Genomic DNA, 19,145 nt, shown 5'->3' with positions numbered 1-19,145 from the left:
TTTTAATTATTCAGATATGCTAATGCTATTTTAAGATTTATGTATTTGTTATGTTTTGATTATCAAAAAGTTACATTTTTGCTAAAATCATTTTTGTGTGAGAATACCAAATTGCTCTAAAAAACACGTCGTGAAATATCAATTTTAAACACTAAAATGTTGTATTTTAAACAATTATTTTCTTGCGTTCAGAAAATCAATAAGTTGCTCAGTTGCTTTCGCGCGATGACTGATTTTGTTTTTGATTTCGGCAGATAATTCGGCAAAAGTTTCATGATAATCTTCAGGCTGAAAAATTGGATCATATCCAAAACCATGATTTCCAGTTTTATCTAAGGTAATATTTCCCTGAACCAGACCTGTAAAAAGATGTTGTTCACCATTTAAGTTTAAAGCGATAACGGTCTTGAACTGAGCACTTCTGTTTTCTTGATCTTTTAAAGCTTCTAGAAGTTTATTCATATTGTCATCGGCATTTTTCTGTTCTCCGGCATATCGGGCAGAATATACGCCAGGTTCTCCGTTTAAGGCACGAACTTCTAATCCTGTATCATCGGCAAAACAATCATAACCGTATCTTTCGGTCACATAATTGGCTTTTAAAATGGCATTCCCTTCAATGGTGTCAGCAGTTTCTGGTATATCTTCGTGACAGCCAATATCTTCTAAACTTAATAATTGTATAGTGCCATTTAGAATGCTTTGAATTTCTTTGATTTTATTTTTATTGTTTGATGCAAAAACGAGTTTCATGATTATGATATTTTAAAATGAGTCTTTCGATTGAAAATATAAATAGAATTCCAAATGTATAAGCCACGATATCAGACCATAAAAATCCCTGTCCGAGAACGTACCGCCCCAAAAACGTTTTCCTAAGTTCTATCATCCATTGACCTTGATAAAGCTGTAAAAATTCTATACTATAACAAGTTAATGCTGAAAATAATAGTACATAGAAAGCTTTTTTACTAGGAAAAACTACCCGTATCAAAATGTAAATCATGACAGCATATAAGAAATCACCAATCCATAAAGGAACAAATGAAATTTTTCTGGACATGATTCCAAGAAAGATTACAAATAGAAATGAAATGAAATATGAAATTCTGGATCGGCTCAAATTTGATTTGACTTAAGAAAAATTAGTACATTTTTGGTTAAACAAAAATACAAAGATTCAAATAGGTTTGGTTTATTTTATAAATTTATCGGTTCAATAAACTATCTATCTAAAAATAACCACATGAATGTAAAATTTTTTACACTGATTACCGCTTTGTTTCTGCTTGCAAATCAGGGCTATTCTCAAAAAGACAATTCTTTTAATATCAAAAAACAATTGGATTACTGTGCAGAACAGGCTTCAAAGACTTTAAAAGTTATTCCAAATGACGGAACTTCGCCAAGAACGGTTCCAAACGGGAGTAAAGAATGGAAATTTGTAAATTATAAAGATTGGACAAGCGGATTCTGGCCAGGCGAATTATGGTATTTGTATGAAGCAACAAAAGATAAAAAATGGGAAAAAGAAGCTGATAAATTTTCACGTTTCTTAACGCCGTTATCAGTTAGTAAAGCGGCAGACCATGATTTAGGATTTCAGGTATTTAATAGTTTTGGAAACGGATATCGTTTGACTAAAAACAAAGAGTACAAAGAAATCATTCTAAAAACAGCTGATACTTTAGCAACACTTTTTAATCCAAAAGTGGGAACAATTCAATCATGGCCTCATAATAAAATGGGCGGACACAATACGATTATTGACAATATGATGAATTTGGAAATGCTGTTTTGGGCTTCAAAAAACGGAGGCAGTAAAAAACTTTATGATATTGCTGTAAAACATGCCGAAACCACAATGGCAAATCATTTTAGACCTGATAATACATCGTATCACGTTATTATTTATGATTTTGAAACAGGAAAAAAAATCAAAGGAAGAACCGCTCAAGGTTATAGCGACGACAGTATGTGGGCTAGAGGGCAAGCTTGGGCGATTTATGGTTTTACGATGACGTACAGAGAAACGAAAGACACGAAGTTTTTAGATTTTGCTCATAAACTAGCAAGAGTATATCTGGATAAATTAACAACCGAAGATTTGATTCCGTATTGGGATTTTAATGCGCCAAATATTCCAAATGAACCAAGAGATGCTTCAGCCGCTGCGATTGTTTCTTCGGCACTTTTAGAGTTAAGTTTATATACAAAAGACAAAACTTTGAAATCAGAATACCTGACAAAAGCAAAAAAAATGATCGTTTCGCTTTCAGATCAATATCAAAGTCATGATGTAAATTCGGCATTTCTGCTTCATTCAACTGGACATAAACCTGCAGGAAGTGAAATTGATTGTTCTATAAATTACGCAGATTATTATTATCTTGAAGCACTTTTAAGACTTCAGAAAATAAAATAATAAAATCATGAGAAAGAAAATAAGCTGTATTGCATTTGCTCTAATAATGATATTACTGATGGTAAGCTGTAAAAATACCAAACAGAAACTTCAGGAATTTGTAACTACTTACAACGCTTCTGCTGCAAACTTTAAAGCAGATAATGTTACACTTACTACTGCCAGAGGATACATAAATGATAACAAAATCGAGTTACGGTTTGAAACAGGCTTAGAATTAAATGAAGCAAATAAAGTGAAGGCGAATACTGATTTTCCTGCTTTATTGAAAGATCTTATCAATAAAGATCAAAATCTAAAAGAATTAATAGACGAAGGAGTTGAATTTCATGCTTATTATTTAGCAAGCGACAATACCGTACTTCTCAAAGAAATAGTAAACAAACAGACTGTCTCAGATTTGTTGAAATAAAAATTAAATTATACTTAAAGCCTCTTTATAACTGATTAAAGAGGCTTTTTTATGTGTGTTTTTTGTTTGAAATTGCAATGATTTTGTTAATGTGATGTGAATACTTTTTTAATTTAATTAATTTGTAGTCAAATAATTACATAATTAACTTTAATCTTGTGAATGTTGTTTTTGTGTTAAAAGTTTGTTATGTTTGAGTTACAAGTTTAACTATAAAACCAAAAACTATGATCAAAAAAATTACCCAAATCGCATTTGCTTTTGCCTTTGCATTACTGCTGGTAAGCTGTAAGAACACCAAGCAGAAAATTCAGGAACATGTAAGTGAGTACAATAATTCGTCTTCTATTAAGGGGCACGGAATTACAAGTACAGCTGCAAAAGCTTTTTTAAATGATAATAAAATTGAAATAAGAATCGAAACCAATCTTGAAGAAAACGATTCGAATAAAGCAACATATAAAGATTCATTTCCTGATTTGTTACGAGAAATGATTAAAAACGACCAAATTTCTGCTTCTTTGATTGATGAAGGGGTAACATTTGATGTTTACTTTTTGGCTTATAATAACGCTATTCTTGCCCAGCAATTGGTAAATAAAGAAGAATTAGCGGTATTAGAAGGAACCGCAGAACCTAATAAAGAAACCGCTAAACTTTAGTTGACAATTCGGATTCGGAACTTTCGTAAAATGTAAAAACAGTCTCTTTTTATAACTTTAGGAGACTGTTTTTTCTTTTGTTAAGAAAAGAATTTTGGTTTGGTTAACTGTTACTATTCCAGTATGTTTGTGTTATACCTAAATAAATTTAAACCTATGATCAAGAAAATTACTCAAATTGCATGTACACTTGCCATCACATTATTTTTAATAAGCTGTCGAGATACAAAACAGAAAATTCAAGCATACGTGAATACCTTTAATAACTCTTCTGAACTTTTTAAAAGTGATATTATAAGCGGTGCGGCTGCAAAAGCATTTTTAAACGAAAAAAAGGTGGAGATAAAAATTGATACTAATCTAGAACCTAATCCATCTATGAAATCGATATATGCTCAGATGCTTCCCGGTTTGATGGGAGAAATGCTGGGTAAAGATCATGCTTCTATGGATTTAATAGAAGAAGGTGTATTGTTCGAAATTTACTTTTTGGCCAATGATGCATCAGTACTTGCCGAATCTAAAGTTGACAGCAAAGAATTAAAGAAAATTTTGAGCACAAAAAAATCAGAACCTAAAGGCATAAAAGATATATTAAGTCCAGAATCAAGTGCAGATTCAGAATTACAGCAACTACTGACAGTAATGAATAGAAGCATGCCGATTGTAAATGAAGATGGAACTAAAATCATTAAAATAGAAGTAAACAAAGAAAATCAAGTAGTTTATAAAATAGAAGTGCCAAAACAATATGCTTCGGTTTTAAAAGGAGAAGGAGCTAAAGCAATTATGAAAGAAAGTATTTTGAGAAGCAGTGACTTAAAAACTATAATAGGTTCTATTAAACGTTATGGGATTTCGACTATAAAATATGAATATATAGATGATAAAGGAAAACCGGTAAACGATGTTATCCTGACTGAAAAAGACCTGAAATAATGGAAGAAGGGTCTACATGGAGAAGTGTACTCAGTATACTAGCAGTAATATTTATAATCATCAGATTATTGTTTACGTGCTCAAATATGAATAAATCTACTTCTAGGGAAATTGATCCGGTAATGCAGAATTTTCAAAATTCACAGCAAATCATGCAGGAAAATTTAATTCGCCAGAGAGAAGCGCAGAAACAGCTTTCAAATACAGTATTATATTCGAGTTATCAAGGTCTGGATAGTTTATCTACTTTGCAGCGTGAAAATTTTGGTATTCGAAAACTCGAAAAAGATTCGTTGATTTATATAGGATTAAATACGCAGATGAAAATCTTAAAGAATTATTTTCTACAGAATAACCATGATGATTCCCTGCGAATAGCCTTTAAATCACCCGATAATCTAACGGTTTTTATTCATGATTTCGAATCCAAAGGTGATTTGGTCCAAAATCTTAAAAGTTTAAAAAGAGGAAGTGATTTCCTGAAACATAAAGTTGAAAATACGATTGGGCAACTCAAAGCAATATCCTATAAAATTAAGAGAGGAAATAAAAAATACAATGGATATGTACTTTGTTTTCAAGCAGCCGATTTTCAGAATTATTATGAATTTGAAAGTGATCAGCTTACACCAGCGACTTTAAAAATTAGGGCAATCGATTTTTTTGCTCAGAATATGAAAGAAACTAAAAAATAGATATAAAAACAAAAGCCTCTTTGTAAATGCAAAGAGGCTTTGTTTTTAGTTTCGTTTCGTAACATTTGTCAAGTTATCAGGGAAATACAACTCTGATAAATTGGTAAATTCATCACCGCGCATAAAGATGTTAATATCAACATCTGCAAATGAAGTTTTTCCGGCTGCGGCCAAAAGTTCATTGGCAGAATGAAGTGTATTTTTATGGAAATGGTACACACGGTCCGATTTATCGGTTACTACTAAACCTTTCATCAGCATTTTGTTTTGTGTGGCAACTCCTGTTGGACATTCGTTATTATGACAACGCAAAGCCTGTATACACCCTAAAGAGAACATAAAACCTCTTGCGCTGTTGCACATATCAGCTCCCAAAGCAATAGCATGCAGAATTGAATATCCTGAAATAATTTTTCCGCTTCCAATAATGCGTATTTTATCACGGATATTTAAACTTACTAAAGTTTTGTTTACAAAAATTAAAGCCGGTTCAAAAGGCATTCCAACACCATCAGCAAATTCAAGCGGCGCCGCTCCGGTTCCGCCTTCAGCACCATCAACAGTAATGAAATCAGGATACGTGTCTTCGTTTATCATTTCTTGGCAGATTGCTTCAAACTCGGCAGTATTACCAATGCATAATTTAAATCCAATTGGTTTTCCGTTTGATAATTCACGTAATTGTTTAATAAACTGAATCAATCCTTTTGAATCAGAAAAGGCCGTATGTCCAGGAGGAGAAAGAATCATGGTATGAGGAACAACACCTCTAATTTTAGCAATCTGTTCTGTATTTTTAGCAGCAGGTAGCACACCTCCGTGACCTGGTTTTGCGCCTTGCGAAAGCTTAATTTCGATCATTTTTACATTTGGAAGATTGGCTTTTGCCTTGAAATTTTCAGGACTGAAATTTCCTTCTGCATCACGGCATCCAAAATACCCTGTACCAATCTGCCACGTAATATCGCCTCCGCCTTCTAAATGATAATCCGTTAAACCTCCTTCACCCGTATTCTGATAAAAATTTCCTTTTTGAGCTCCAATATTAATGGCTCTTACTGCATGTTCACTTAACGAACCAAAACTCATAGCCGAAACATTAAATAAAGAAGCAGAATAAGGCTGTTTGCAATCTTTTCCGCCTACTATAACACGAGGTAATTCTTCATTTACTTTTGCTGGAAAAATAGAATGTTTTATTCCTTCGTAACTTTCTGTATTTAAGTTTTGCTGTGTTCCAAAGGGAGTACTCGAATCAATATTTTTAGCTCTTTGATACACCAAAGAACGTTGGTTTCTCGAGAAAGGTTTTCCATCAGTAGATCTTTCAATAAAATACTGCTGGATTTCTGGCGCAATCATTTCAAATAAATATCTAAAATACCCCAAAACAGGAAAGTTCCTTAAAATAGCATGTTTTTTTTGCGAAGCATTATAAGCTCCAATAATCAGTAAAATAGGAAGAATAAACACTAAAAGGTAACCTCTTCCGGTGTAATAGTAAATTGCAGCAACAATTAGAAACAATAAGAATCCGTAGATAAAGAATTTTTTTCTCATGTTTTTAAATAATAATAATAGGTAATAAATAATTAGTTGAAACGTAATCGGACATAAACATGTTTAATGCCTTTTTTATCCGATTCCCTTTCATCGATTTCTAGAATATCTGTCAGCGATTTCAGCATTGGCGTAAGCTTAGTATAACCATAATTTCTAGGGTCAAATTCTGGTTTTTTCTTTACAATTAGGTTTCCAACATCTCCTAAAAATGCCCAGCCGTCATCATCTTCGATATCTTCAATTGTAGATTCTATAAGCTCAATAGTTTGTTTGTCAACTTTATGGAGTGCTTTTTCCGCAGGTTTTTCAATAGGTTTTTTGGTGTCCGCCGCTTTTGGTTTTTTCTTTTGAATAGCGCCATCCAAAACCTCCAAATAAATAAATCGGTCGCAGGCAACAATAAAGGAATTTGGTGTTTTCTTTTCGCCAATTCCAATAACTTTCATGCCAGATTCTCGTAAACGAACCGCCAGACGGGTAAAATCGCTGTCGCTCGATACAATACAAAAACCATCTAGTTTTCCTGAATAAAGCAAATCCATGGCATCAATGATAAGAGCAGAATCAGAGGAATTTTTTCCAACTGTATAACTGTATTGCTGAATAGGAGTAATGGCATGTTCCAGTAAAACGCTTTTCCAGCCATTAGCATTTGGTTTGGTCCAGTCGCCGTAAATCCTTTTAGTGGTAGGAGTTCCCAGCTTTGCAATTTCTTCCATCATGCCTTTTACATTGCTGTACGGCACATTATCAGCGTCGATAAGAACCGCAAGCTTTAAATCTCGTGAGCTGCTTAAAGCCATTATTTTTAAATTAGAAATTTGTACTCTCAAAGTTAAAACTAAAATTGGTTTTTAGATGAAATCATAACCGAATAAGTGATTTTTGCGACACTAATTATTTTCATTATAAATAAGGATTTTCTTTAAGAAATTAATTAAAGATAAATTTGTCTTTTATGCAAAGACTCTATATTTTTGTAGAGAATTAATAAAAAAATGTATGTTTTCAAAAGCGTGCGAATACGGAATCAGAGCTTCAATTTTTATTGCATCAAAATCTTCGAAAGGAATTAGAGTCGGCATAAAAGATGTTGCAAAAGAAATTGACTCTCCAGAACCATTTACGGCCAAGATTATGCAGATTTTAACTAAAAGTGGAATCATATATTCGGCAAAAGGAGTGGGTGGTGGTTTTGAAGTCTCTCCCGAAGCTTCAAGATCCATAAAACTAATTCAAATTGTAGATGCCATTGACGGAAATAAAATTTACAGCGGCTGTGGTATTGGACTAAAAGAATGTTCAGAAGAACATCCTTGTCCGGTTCATTATGAATTTAAAAAAATAAGAGAACTTCTTCTTGATATGCTTACCAAAACTACTTTGGAACAACTTGCTTCTGATGTAAAATCAGGTGGTTTTTTCCTTAGAGCAATAAATACAAATAATTAATATTAAATAAATATCTTAAAAATGAATGCAAAAACTAAAACTTCACTAGTAATCCTAATAGGATTTTTAGCGATAACTTCTTGTGGTAAAAAGGAAACCGCTCCTGCAGAAGAATCTGTGGAAGTTAATGAATCTGCTGCAGAAACAACAGCTTCAAAAGCAGAAGAAAACGTACTGGTTATTGAAGGAAATGACCAAATGCAGTTTAGCACAAACGAGTTGAAAGCAGTTGCAGGAAAACCAATCAAATTGACGTTGAAACATGTGGGTAAAATTCCAAAAGAAGCAATGGGACATAACTTAGTAATTTTGCAAGAAGGAACAGATCAAGCTGCTTTTGCTTTAAAAGCAAACGATGCCAAAGCAACGGACTACATTCCTGAATCGGAAAAAGCTTCAATTATTGCTCATACTAAATTATTAGGCGGTGGAGAAGAAGACACTATCGAATTTACAATTGATAAAAAAGGAAAATATCCATTTTTATGTTCTTTCCCTGGACACGTTGCCATGATGAAAGGTATATTAATTGTTGAATAAATAGTATAAGCTCCAAATTTTGAAAAGAAATTTGGAGCTTTTTTATAGTAAAGGGATTATTTTATTTTATAGAGGTAGCAATGATGAATCTAGTTGGAATTAAATTAAAGCAGTGAGTGTTGAGGCTAGATGTTCTGTACTATTTTGATTCTTTGAAGATTGGAAATAGTTTCTTTTCTAACCCTATTAAATAAAAAACAAGAGTCGATCCATTCCTAAAATCTCCTCTTGTTTTTCTGACTAATCAACCTATTTATGTAATGAAATTTGATTTTTTAAATGCCTAAAGGGTGTTTAACCTCAATCTAGCTATGTGTAAAATCTATTTTCTATGTGTTTTAAAAATTAGATTTTTCCAGCTTCCTGATTTATTGCTTCAATTGTTTTCTCATTATTGACACCTAAACCTTCTTGTTGAAAGATTAGTTCTCCTTCAGGATTAAAAACACTAATAATGTTTGAGTGTGAAAAATCGATAGGAGAAATTTGTTTATAATTCACGGCCAATACAGCGGCAAATTCACGAGTATTTTCTTCAGATGAACGAAGAAAAGTCCATGGTTCCTGATTCATGTGGTTTTCAATTGCGAAAGCTTTTAATCTTTCAGGTGTATCTGTTTTGGGATCAATGCTGACTAAAATAAGTTTTACGTTCTGCTTGGTCTTTTTATCAAGTTTTGATTCGATGTCGCGCATATCGGCTACCAGCCTCGGGCAAGCTGCTTTACAACTCGTATAAATCATTACCATAACCAAAACATTCCCTCTAAGACTTTTTAATTCTATATCTTTTCCGTTTTGAGTAGTCCATTTTGAAGGCAGATTATAAATTGATAAATCGCTGATTTCTTTTTTAGTTTCTGCTTTAATTTCTTTTTTATCGGCTTCTTTGCAACCGAATATTGAGAATAAAAAAGCAAAAGCGATTATAGTTTTTTTCATTAGTAATTGATTAAAATTAGAATTTTGGTTTTGTGGTACTGGCACATCTAAAACCAAGATTTCGGGTTGAATATTGTGCTTTTAAACTTCCTCTGAAAGCATAACGCATAAATGCCGCATAATCCATTAAATCAGTTGCATTTACGGATCCGCTTCCGCAGAAAAGGTTTTTGTCGGTACTTTTATCTTTTCTAGATTCTCCAGATAAAAAAATGCTGTTGAAGTCAGATGTCCATTCCCAGACTAGACCATGCATGTCATACACTCCCCAATAATTTTTGAAAGTTTTTCCAATTTCATTTTCATAGGTTTTCGATTTCTCATACCATGACAAAATGTATTCGTTGAATTCTTTTTTGGTTCTGGCATCGATTTTTTTGGTATCGGCCATTGCTACATATTCCCATTCATCCATTGTTGCCAATCGTTTTCCTTCGCATTCGCAATACTTTTTGGCAGCAAACCAAGACACACTTGTAACTGGAGCATTTGGTTTAGCATTACCAAAATCAAAATCAGTTTTCCAATAAGACAAATAGCTTTTATCAGCAAAAATCCCTTTAATTTTAGATTTTTGGTAAGAAGGATTCTTTTTGACAAATTCTAAATATTCACGATTTGTGACAGGGTAAACATCCATATAGAATGATTTTACCACAACAGGCTTTTTGGAAACGGCTCCATAAAGAGGGACAAAAGATCCCTCTTTTATGAGAACCATTTCTGTTTCCTGTGCCTTCATGACATTAAACACAGAGAAAAAGAAAATTGTAAGTATGAAAATGTATTTTCGCATTTATTTTTTTGCTTTATCTTAAAGCCTTTACCATTTCAGGTGTAATTTCTGTTTTGTTATTTCCCCAGCTGCTATAAATGTAAGTCAGTACATTTGCGATTTCATCGTCAGATAAATTCTGCGCTGGCATTACGTTGTTGTATTTTTTACCATTAACGGTTACCTCTCCGGTTAAACCATGCAGAATTGTTTTAATAGCACGTTTAGAATCGGCATTTAAATAATCTGATTTTGCCAAAGGAGGGAAAGTACTTGGAATTCCTTGTCCTTCAGATTGATGGCAGGCAAAACAAGTTGTGCCAAAAATTTGTTTACCAATTTTTACTTTTTCCTCAACAGTACGTTTAGGAGTTTCAGCTTTTGCAGCTGTATTTCCTGGCATTTTCTGGATTGTTCCGCCTTCAGGTAAATAAATACCTTCTTGAATAGTTCCAGAATAGATGCTTTTGTTTTCTTTACCTTCAACTTTCAGCATTCCCAAAGCTCCTTTATTAAATGCTCTGAAAATAGAGTGGTCAACCAAAATGAAAGTTCCCGGAGTTTCGACTTTAAAATCTACAATTGCTGAACCACCGGCAGGAATTAAAGTCGTTTGAACATTTTTGTTGGTAGTGCTTCCGCCTTCAATATGAACTGTGTCAAAGATTTCTCCAATTACGTGGAAAGATGAAACTAAATTTGGCCCGCCATTTCCAACAAATAAACGCACTGTTTCGCCTACTTTAGCAGTTAATTCATTTCCATTTGTCAATGAACCCACTTTTCCATTAAATACAACATAATCAGGAGTTTCTTTCACGGCTTTGTTCATGTCAAATGGCTGAAGACCTTTTGCTCCATATTCACCTTGAGTGTAAAAATCACCCTGCATTACATAATATTCTTTGTCTACAGGAGGAAGTCCGCCTTCTGGTTCAACCAAAATTAATCCATACATACCGTTTGCAATGTGCATTCCCACAGGAGCTGTCGCACAGTGATATACATACAATCCGGGATTAAGAACTTTAAAGCTAAATACTTTTTCATGTCCCGGTGCCACAAGAGAAGATGTTGCTCCACCGCCAGGACCGGTTACAGCATGCAAATCGATATTATGTGGTAATTTATTGTCTGGATGGTTTTTTAAGTGGAATTCTACTTCATCACCTACACGTGTTCTGATGAAGCTTCCCGGAACAGAACCGCCAAAGGTCCAATACGTATATTTTACACCATCAGTCATTGTACCTTCTTGTTCTTTGATTTCCATGCTCACTTTTAGTTTCATGGCTACTCTGTTGCCAATAGGTTTTGGTACATGTGGTGGAGAGGTAAGTTCAGCTTGCATTTCGCCTTCCGTTGTAATATCGGCATAATTTTTAGCCTCGTCTTTTTTACAGCTTCCTAATAAAAGAATGGAGAATAAACACACCAAAATATGCATCTTCATTTTGAATTTGTTTCTAATTTTCATAATACATTGGTTTTTATTTAAGTTTGAATTTGAATCAAAAGTAAAAGACTATTTTGTCCTTTATTATGATAAAAATCATACTTGTCTCCAGAATATTGATTTAAATTGCAATTAGTATAGTATCCTTAAGAGTTGAGCGCAGTTTGAGAGGATCTTTTGAATATTTTTCAATAAAAATAAATGAGGTTCTGAATTTTAGAATAATAATGATTATTTTTGCTCGCTGATTAAAGTAAAAAAAACTACTACACTATATTATGGTAAAAGATTTATTCGAAAGAATTCAGGAAAATAAAGGACCATTGGGAAAATGGGCTTCTCAAGCAGAAGGTTATTATGTTTTCCCGAAGTTGGAAGGTGAGCTGGGGCCTAGAATGCAATTTCACGGAAAGAATATTTTAAATTGGAGTTTAAATGATTATTTAGGTTTAGCTAATCATCCAGAAGTTCGTAAAGCAGATACAGAAGCGGCAATTCAGTTTGGTGCGGCATATCCTATGGGAGCTCGTATGATGTCTGGACACACTACTTATCATGAGCAATTAGAGAATGAGCTTGCTTCTTTTGTAATGAAAGAATCTGCTTATTTATTAAATTTCGGTTACCAAGGAATGGTTTCTATTATTGATGCTTTGGTAACAAAAAACGACATCATTGTATATGATGTTGATTCACATGCTTGTATCATTGATGGTGTTCGTTTACACATGGGTAAACGTTTTACGTACAAACACAATGATCTTGAAAGTATGGAAAAAAACCTGCAGCGTGCTACAAAAATGGCCGAAGAAACAGGCGGAGGTATTTTATTTATTACTGAAGGTGTTTTTGGAATGCGTGGTCAGCAGGGTAAATTAAAAGAAATCGCTGCATTAAAGAAAAAATACAACTTTAGATTATTAGTTGATGATGCACACGGTTTTGGTACACTTGGAAAAACAGGTGCCGGAGCAGGTGAGGAGCAGGGAGTCCAAGACGATATTGATGTTTACTTCTCTACTTTTGCAAAATCTATGGCTAATATTGGTGCTTTCGTAGCAGCAGATAAAACAGTTATCGATTACTTAAAATACAACTTACGTTCTCAAATGTTTGCTAAGGCATTGCCAATGATCCAGACAATTGGTTCATTAAAACGTTTAGAGTTATTACGTAATTCTTCTTCAATTAAAGACAAACTTTGGGAAAACGTAAATGCGTTACAAAACGGTCTTAAAGAAAAAGGATTTAACATTGGTGATACGAATACTTGTATTACACCAGTTTACTTAGAAGGAAGTATTCCAGAAGCAATGGTAATGGTTAACGATTTAAGAGAAAATTACGGTATTTTCCTTTCTATCGTGGTATATCCAGTTATTCCAAAAGGAATTATCCTATTGAGAATGATTCCTACGGCTTCTCATACTTTAGCAGATATCGAAGAAACTTTGACAGCTTTTGAAGCAATTCGTGAAAAACTGACTAACGGAACTTATAAAGAAATTGCTGAACGTACTACAGTCGACGTTTCGTAATCACTTATAAAATTATATTCCTGAAAGTGGGAATTATGTAAAAAATCCATTCGTTATGCGAATGGATTTTTTTTTATTTGAGGTAACTTTATGTCATAATCAACAAAATAAAAATAAAGAGCTATGAAAAAAGTATTAGCAATATCGAGTCTTATTGTGACAGTTCTCGTTTCTTGTAAAAAAGAAATTACCACTACAGAACCAGTACAAATTACACCAAGTCCACCAAAAGAAGCTGAAATTGTAGAACCAGCTGGAGATCAATGTTATGAATGGAGTTCAAAAGGAAATGTAATCGCAATGAGCTTTAATGTAAATTCTCATCAGGAAGTAAATGGGAAATTAAGATATGATTTAGTAGGAAAAGATAAAAACGAAGGAACTTTGATTGGAAACATGAAAGGTGATACTTTAATTGCCGATTATACGTTTAGTTCTGAAGGAGTTTCATCTGTAAGAGAAGTAATTTTTCTTCAAAAAGACGGAACTCTAATTGAAGGCTACGGAGAAGTAGTAACAGCAAATGATAAAGTTTCTTTTAAAGATAGAAAACAGATAAAATTTGATCAAAAAAATACTTTAGTAAAAGTAGATTGTAAAGTAGAGTAATAAAGTGTTTATGAAAATGAAAAATCCATTCGTTTGGGGGCGAATGGATTTTTTTATGTTTTAATTTTTAGTAACGGTTTAGCTTAAGTGATTACTAAATCAAAGATTTTTCAAATACGTTTTTCTTTGGCAGTGGATCTTTGGGTCAAAGTTTTTCCACAACAAATGGATGGCATTATTCTCTAATAATTCAGGAGTTCTAATGCAGTTTTTAATTCCTTTTTCTGAAAACGTTTTATAGTATTCATCAAAAATGATGGCTGTTACACCTTTGTTCTGATACTCTGGATGAATTCCGATAAGATAGAAAACAACATCTTTACTGTGTCTTTTCGCCTTTAATAATTGAAGAAATCCAAAAGGGAACAGTTTTCCTCTTATTTTTTGCAATGCTTCGGTAAAACTTGGCATTACAATGCTGAAAGCTACAAGATTATCATTTTCGTCGAGAACAAATTTGATGTATTCCGGGTTGATAAAGCTGATGTATTTCTTTTTAAAATATTCCTTTTGAATGTCAGAAATAGCCACAAACGACGCTAGTTTGGCATACGTTTCATTAAACAAGTCAAACATCTTGTCTACGTGAGGCATTATGTCTTTTGTTTTGGTGAAATTAAGCGGTTTTAATCCATAACGCTTTTTGATTAATGCTTGAGCTTTTTGAAAGAATTCTGGTTTTACATTTGAGAAAGGAAAGATACTTTCGATATATTGTTTTTCTACCTGAAAACCCAATTGCTCTAAATGAGTTACATAATAAGCATGATTGTACCAAGTAATCATGGTTCCTACTTGATCGTAACCTTCGGTTAATAAACCCACTTTGTCTAGATTTGAGAATCCCATAGGGCCTTCTACATGTTCTAAATTGTGTTTTCGGCCTAATTCAAAAACTTTTTCCAGAAGTGCTTTTGTTACTTCGATATCATCAATAACATCAAACCATCCAAAACGGACTTTTCTCTTGTGTTGATTATTAACCTCAGACCAATTGATAATGGCTGTAATTCTGCCCACAATTTCATTGTTTCGGTAAGCCAGATAGAAGTATGCTTCTGCATTGTCAAAAACAGGATTTTTGGTTTTATCAAATGATTCTAATTCATCAGCAATAATAGGCGGTACCCAATATGGACTGTCTTTGTATAATGAAAAAGGAAATTTGATGTATTCCGTTAATTCTTTTTTGGTTTTGGCTTCTGTAATTGTAATCATTTAAGATTGATTAAGTCTCTTATTTAGAGTTTTGTTAATGAATGTTATTCGTATTTTGCCTTACGTTTTCTTTCTTTTTCCTGATAATCTATGGCTTTTTCATTATCTGGATTCTTTTTAGCTCTGTCTCTGGCTTTATTTTCGTCTTGTTTATTTTTATACCATTGATCATATCTCCATGAAAACCCAACTCCGCCATACAAAATCGATGGTGTGTTTTTAAAATTGGTACTTATAGATGCATCAACTTGCATATTTGGGGATAATAGATAAGCAGCTCCTCCACGAACAATAGCATCGCTGTAAAAATCACTTTTATATCCTTGATTTTCTACAAAACCAGACCATTTTGCATTAAATCCGTGTGTTAAAGTCAAGATGTAACCATAACTTGGATAATCTGTTCCGATGTAATCTGCAATAATATTGGTTACAAAAACCCATCTTCCGCCTCCAAATAAATTTTGGGTTACTAAGGCCACTTTAGGAGAAATGGCACCATCGGGTGAAAAGTAATACGGATTATCAGCACCCACAAAATTTGCTCCTGCAAATATAGAAACTGCTGGGATTAATTCACGCCATTTAAAGCTGTGATTAGCTCTGTAACTGTAAATATTGGCTTTTTTACTTGGATTTTTATAAGGATCGTAAATTAAATACTTAGCTCCTAAAACGGTTTGTCTGAAATTATTTTTTTTATAACTGGTATAGGGTGTGTCAAAGTTTTCCATTTGATACTGTAAATCAAGAATAAATTCTAATTTTTCTAAAAAAGCACCGTATCTAATGCTTAAATCGGTACCAAAACCGCTTGCGTCATAATTTAACAAATCGTGTTTTTCTTTAATACCATAAACACCAATTTCGCCCTGAATAACTGATTTTCCAACTGCATAAGCCGACATTGTCTCGCCTGGACGATTAGAATTAATCACATCAGTGTATTGTGCGAAAAAGAATTGAGGTAAAAGTAAAAGTAGTGCAAAGAGTAAATTTTTAATTTTCAACATAATAATTTGGGGATTAAAAATATAATAACGCATTTCAAATGTACATATTTTATTATTTATTTAAGATTGTTATTTTAATTTTAAACAACGGATTTATTAATTTTGAAAAAAATTATTGATTATGATTATGCAAGAAGCATCAATGACAGGATTAAGATTTATTATTGGCATTATAGCCTTTTATTATATTTTTAAATTTTTAGCTAGAATCTTTTTTCCAATATTGGTTAAAAAGGCTGTAGAGAATGCGTCAGAAAATTTTCAAAGACAGCAGCAGCAATATCAACAATACGCTCAAGGCAATACATGGCAGAACAATACTAATAATGACGAAATAATTATTAATACTGCAAATGCCAAAAACCCGCGCGAAACCAAAAAGGTGGGAGAGTACGTCGATTACGAAGAAATAGATTAAGTTTGTATCCTTAATAAACAGGATTCATCATTAACCAAACCAGCCAAAATTGAAAATAGTAAATAAGTTCTATCCGCACGCCCTTGTAATTCTGGGCTTTATTCTCGTTTCATTAATTTATTTTTATCCGGTTCTGCAGGGAAAACAAATTTTCCAGTCAGATATTGCTCAATACACCGGAATGGCCAAAGAGCAAAATGATTTTAGAGCTGCTGAACATACAGAGCCGTATTGGACAAATTCTGCTTTTGGCGGAATGCCGACTTACCAGTTAGGGGCTAATTATCCATACGATTTTGTGGGTAAAATTGATGATGCTTTACGTTTCCTTCCTCGTCCTGCGGATTATCTTTTCTTATACTTTTTCGGTTTTTACGGACTACTTTTGGTTTTAAAAACAGATCCGTTAAAAGCATTTATTGGAGCAGTGGCGTTTGGTTTCTCCACTTATTTGATTATTATTTTGGGAGTTGGACATAATGCAAAAGCGCATGCCATTGCTTATATGCCTTTGGTAATTGCCGGCTTTATACTTGTATTTCAGAAAAAATATATTTGGGGAGGACTGCTCACCATGTTTGCAGTTGCATTAGAAATTAATGCGAACCACTTTCAAATGACGTATTATTTACTGATTTTCTTATTGATTCTTTCAGGTTATTTTGCTTTTACTTTTATAAAAAACAAAGAATACAAACCGCTTTTAATAGCCATTGGAACGCTGGCTGTAGCCGGAATTTTTGCAATTGGCTCAAATGCCACAAATTTATTAGCAACAAGCGAATATGCTAAATTTAGTACCCGTAGCAACAGTGAATTGACTTATAATCCTGATGGGACAAAAAAGGAAAATGAGAATGCTTTAAGCCGTGAATATATCACAGAATACAGTTACGGAATTGCTGAGAGTTTCAACTTGATAGCTCCAAGACTTTTTGGAGGTTCTAATCACGAAAATTTAGGCCCAGATAGCAGAATGTATTCTTTTTTCCTTGAAAAAGGAGCTTCAGAATCAGATGCGTTGAATTACGCTTCAGCAATGCCGACTTATTGGGGAGATCAGCCTATTGTTGCTGCTCCTGCATATATTGGTATAGTAGTATTCTTTTTAGCTGTTTTGGCATTATTTATTGATAACAGAAGAGTAAAATATGTATTCCTTGCAGGCGCTTTAGTTTCTTTAGTGCTTTCGTGGGGGAAAAACTTTTCATTACTAACGGACTTTTTTATCGATTACGTTCCAATGTACGATAAATTCAGAGCAGTATCTTCTATTCAGGTAATTTTAGAATTGTGTTTTCCAGTACTGGCTGTGATGGGAATCCAATCCTTTTTTAAAGCAAAAGACGAACCTAAATTACAGCAGAAAGCTTTAGTGCAGACAGGAGTTTTTGGTTTAGGTGTGATTGTAATTTTATTTATTGCGAAAAACTTTTTCCATTTCTCAGGCAGCAGTGATAATTTTTATGTACAAAATTATGGCGCGGAATTTATCGATGCTCTTAAAGAAGACAGAAGATCTTTATATTCTGCCGATTTATTGCGTTCAGGATTCTTTATAGTAGTGATTTTTGGTATTTTATGGATGTTTATCAAAAACAAACTATCACAAACTACAACTTTAGTCTTTATTGCACTATTTATGATTTTTGATCTGTTTTTTGTAGATAAAAAATACGTTTCGGCTAAAGATTTTGTAAGTCCAGTTCAAATCGCTGCTCCTTTTCAGGAAACAGCTGCCGATGCTCAAATTTTACAAGACACAACACATTATAGAGTTTTTGAATTAAATGGAAATATGTCTAGCGCAAGAGCTTCTTATTTCCACCATTCAATTGGAGGTTATCATGCTGCAAAACCTAGAAGAATGCAGCAGTTATTTGATTATCAGATTGCTAAAAACAATTTGGAGATACTTAACATGTTAAATGTTAAATACGTTATCCAGACAGATAAAGAAGGAAAAGAAATCCCAACGATTAATCCTGATGCTAACGGAAATGCATGGTTTGTAAGCAGCGTAAAACTGGTAAACAAACCAGACGATGTGATGAAAGCTTTGGATCATATTGATACGAAAGAAGTAGCTGTTTTTAACGTTCGTGAACACGAAGGGAAATTCAGAAATGCCCGTATGAAAAAACAATGGGATACTACTGGAACCATAAAAGTAGTACAGTACAAACCGAATTACATCAAATATCAATCAAATAATGGTAAAGATGGTTTAGCGGTTTTCTCTGAGATTTATTATAAAAATGGATGGAATGCTTATATCGACGGTCAATTAACAGATCATTTCCCTGTTGATTATGTTTTAAGAGCAATGGAAATTCCGGGAGGAAAACATACCATTGAGTTTAAATTTGAGCCTCAGGTAATCAAAACGGGAGGAACAATTGTATTAGCAAGTTCAGTTGGAATGTTCATACTTTTAATTGGAGGTGTTTATTTTGAAAGAAAGAAATTTAGTAAACAGCCTCAGTAA

General features: G+C 33.3%; 21 protein-coding genes. 12 read left to right on the top strand and 9 right to left on the bottom strand.

Annotated features, from left to right (window positions below; all coding sequences use genetic code 11):
* Nucleotides 1-174: 174 nt before the first annotated feature.
* A complete protein-coding gene (locus P2W75_RS12205; protein ID WP_276380678.1) occupies nucleotides 175-753 on the bottom strand; it encodes a non-canonical purine NTP diphosphatase in 579 nt (192 codons plus the stop codon).
* Nucleotides 725-1,006, bottom strand: coding sequence for a DUF2809 domain-containing protein (locus P2W75_RS12200; RefSeq protein ID WP_276381005.1), 282 nt, complete (start codon nucleotides 1,004-1,006; stop codon nucleotides 725-727). The genes P2W75_RS12205 and P2W75_RS12200 overlap by 29 nt, the downstream gene beginning before the upstream one ends.
* Here P2W75_RS12200 and P2W75_RS12195 point away from each other — a divergent pair.
* The 6 genes from P2W75_RS12195 to P2W75_RS12170 all read left to right on the top strand — a co-directional run bounded on the left by P2W75_RS12195 (nucleotide 1,005) and on the right by P2W75_RS12170 (nucleotide 5,133).
* Nucleotides 1,005-1,139, top strand: a complete 135-nt coding sequence (locus P2W75_RS12195; protein ID WP_276381009.1) for a hypothetical protein — start codon at nucleotides 1,005-1,007, stop codon at nucleotides 1,137-1,139. The two genes, P2W75_RS12200 and P2W75_RS12195, sit on opposite strands and share 2 nt — an antisense overlap.
* Nucleotides 1,140-1,246: 107 nt before the next feature.
* Complete coding sequence (locus tag P2W75_RS12190; RefSeq protein ID WP_276380677.1) at nucleotides 1,247-2,425, top strand: glycoside hydrolase family 88 protein; 1,179 nt, start codon at nucleotides 1,247-1,249, stop codon at nucleotides 2,423-2,425.
* A gap of 7 nt (nucleotides 2,426-2,432) precedes the next feature.
* Entirely contained in the window at nucleotides 2,433-2,837 is a 405-nt protein-coding gene (locus P2W75_RS12185; protein WP_276380676.1) for a hypothetical protein, read from the top strand.
* 227 nt (nucleotides 2,838-3,064) lie between these two features.
* A complete protein-coding gene (locus P2W75_RS12180; protein WP_239023232.1) occupies nucleotides 3,065-3,499 on the top strand; it encodes a hypothetical protein in 435 nt (144 codons plus the stop codon).
* Between the two features lie 156 nt (nucleotides 3,500-3,655).
* Nucleotides 3,656-4,438 carry a hypothetical protein gene (locus tag P2W75_RS12175; protein WP_276380675.1) on the top strand — a complete coding sequence of 261 codons (783 nt, stop codon included), beginning with the start codon at nucleotides 3,656-3,658 and terminating at the stop codon, nucleotides 4,436-4,438.
* 86 nt (nucleotides 4,439-4,524) lie between these two features.
* Nucleotides 4,525-5,133 carry a hypothetical protein gene (locus P2W75_RS12170; RefSeq protein WP_276380674.1) on the top strand — a complete coding sequence of 203 codons (609 nt, stop codon included), beginning with the start codon at nucleotides 4,525-4,527 and terminating at the stop codon, nucleotides 5,131-5,133.
* A gap of 45 nt (nucleotides 5,134-5,178) precedes the next feature.
* Here the strand turns inward: P2W75_RS12170 and P2W75_RS12165 are convergent, their stop codons facing one another.
* Both P2W75_RS12165 and P2W75_RS12160 read right to left on the bottom strand, forming a co-directional pair.
* The gene (locus P2W75_RS12165) at nucleotides 5,179-6,693 is read right to left on the bottom strand and encodes an FMN-binding glutamate synthase family protein (protein WP_207297027.1); all 1,515 of its coding nucleotides are present in this window, start codon (nucleotides 6,691-6,693) and stop codon (nucleotides 5,179-5,181) included.
* A 32-nt stretch (nucleotides 6,694-6,725) separates the two neighbouring features.
* Nucleotides 6,726-7,499, bottom strand: a complete 774-nt coding sequence (locus P2W75_RS12160) for an NYN domain-containing protein (protein WP_207297026.1) — start codon at nucleotides 7,497-7,499, stop codon at nucleotides 6,726-6,728.
* Between the two features lie 199 nt (nucleotides 7,500-7,698).
* On the opposite strand from P2W75_RS12160, the gene P2W75_RS12155 reads away from it, so the two are divergent.
* The gene (locus P2W75_RS12155; RefSeq protein ID WP_276380673.1) at nucleotides 7,699-8,148 is read left to right on the top strand and encodes an Rrf2 family transcriptional regulator; all 450 of its coding nucleotides are present in this window, start codon (nucleotides 7,699-7,701) and stop codon (nucleotides 8,146-8,148) included.
* A gap of 21 nt (nucleotides 8,149-8,169) precedes the next feature.
* On the top strand, nucleotides 8,170-8,688 hold the full coding sequence (azu, locus tag P2W75_RS12150; protein WP_276380672.1) for an azurin: 519 nt from the start codon (nucleotides 8,170-8,172) through the stop codon (nucleotides 8,686-8,688).
* A gap of 345 nt (nucleotides 8,689-9,033) precedes the next feature.
* On the opposite strand, the gene P2W75_RS12145 is transcribed toward azu, so the two are convergent.
* From P2W75_RS12145 to nirK, 3 genes are read right to left on the bottom strand one after another with little or no spacing between them, the layout of a single operon-like run.
* Nucleotides 9,034-9,630, bottom strand: a complete 597-nt coding sequence (locus P2W75_RS12145) for an SCO family protein (protein WP_276380671.1) — start codon at nucleotides 9,628-9,630, stop codon at nucleotides 9,034-9,036.
* Between the two features lie 16 nt (nucleotides 9,631-9,646).
* Nucleotides 9,647-10,426, bottom strand: a complete 780-nt coding sequence (locus P2W75_RS12140) for a formylglycine-generating enzyme family protein (protein ID WP_207297022.1) — start codon at nucleotides 10,424-10,426, stop codon at nucleotides 9,647-9,649.
* Nucleotides 10,427-10,439: 13 nt separating this feature from the next.
* Nucleotides 10,440-11,882 (bottom strand): copper-containing nitrite reductase, encoded by a 1,443-nt coding sequence (gene nirK / locus P2W75_RS12135; RefSeq protein WP_276380670.1) that lies wholly within the window; start codon nucleotides 11,880-11,882, stop codon nucleotides 10,440-10,442.
* A 257-nt stretch (nucleotides 11,883-12,139) separates the two neighbouring features.
* Here nirK and P2W75_RS12130 point away from each other — a divergent pair, with 257 nt between their 5' ends.
* Nucleotides 12,140-13,399, top strand: coding sequence for an aminotransferase class I/II-fold pyridoxal phosphate-dependent enzyme (locus P2W75_RS12130; protein ID WP_207297020.1), 1,260 nt, complete (start codon nucleotides 12,140-12,142; stop codon nucleotides 13,397-13,399).
* Nucleotides 13,400-13,522: 123 nt separating this feature from the next.
* Nucleotides 13,523-14,008 (top strand): hypothetical protein, encoded by a 486-nt coding sequence (locus P2W75_RS12125; protein ID WP_207297019.1) that lies wholly within the window; start codon nucleotides 13,523-13,525, stop codon nucleotides 14,006-14,008.
* A gap of 99 nt (nucleotides 14,009-14,107) precedes the next feature.
* On the opposite strand, the gene P2W75_RS12120 is transcribed toward P2W75_RS12125, so the two are convergent.
* Both P2W75_RS12120 and P2W75_RS12115 read right to left on the bottom strand, forming a co-directional pair.
* Nucleotides 14,108-15,226: a GTP cyclohydrolase gene (locus tag P2W75_RS12120; RefSeq protein WP_276380669.1), complete on the bottom strand. Its 1,119-nt coding sequence runs from the start codon at nucleotides 15,224-15,226 to the stop codon at nucleotides 14,108-14,110.
* Nucleotides 15,227-15,270: 44 nt separating this feature from the next.
* Nucleotides 15,271-16,239, bottom strand: a complete 969-nt coding sequence (locus tag P2W75_RS12115) for a transporter (protein ID WP_276380668.1) — start codon at nucleotides 16,237-16,239, stop codon at nucleotides 15,271-15,273.
* A 127-nt stretch (nucleotides 16,240-16,366) separates the two neighbouring features.
* Between P2W75_RS12115 and P2W75_RS12110 the strand changes: the two genes are divergently transcribed.
* Nucleotides 16,367-16,657 (top strand): DUF4834 family protein, encoded by a 291-nt coding sequence (locus tag P2W75_RS12110; protein WP_276381004.1) that lies wholly within the window; start codon nucleotides 16,367-16,369, stop codon nucleotides 16,655-16,657.
* Between the two features lie 49 nt (nucleotides 16,658-16,706).
* Nucleotides 16,707-19,145, top strand: a complete 2,439-nt coding sequence (locus P2W75_RS12105) for a YfhO family protein (RefSeq protein ID WP_276380667.1) — start codon at nucleotides 16,707-16,709, stop codon at nucleotides 19,143-19,145.

This window comes from Flavobacterium sp. H4147, from assembly GCF_029360735.1.
In the GTDB taxonomy this organism is placed as follows: domain Bacteria; phylum Bacteroidota; class Bacteroidia; order Flavobacteriales; family Flavobacteriaceae; genus Flavobacterium; species Flavobacterium endoglycinae.
The sequence above is the reverse complement of the archived record's forward strand: the minus strand, read 5'-3'. Positions and strand labels throughout refer to the sequence as shown.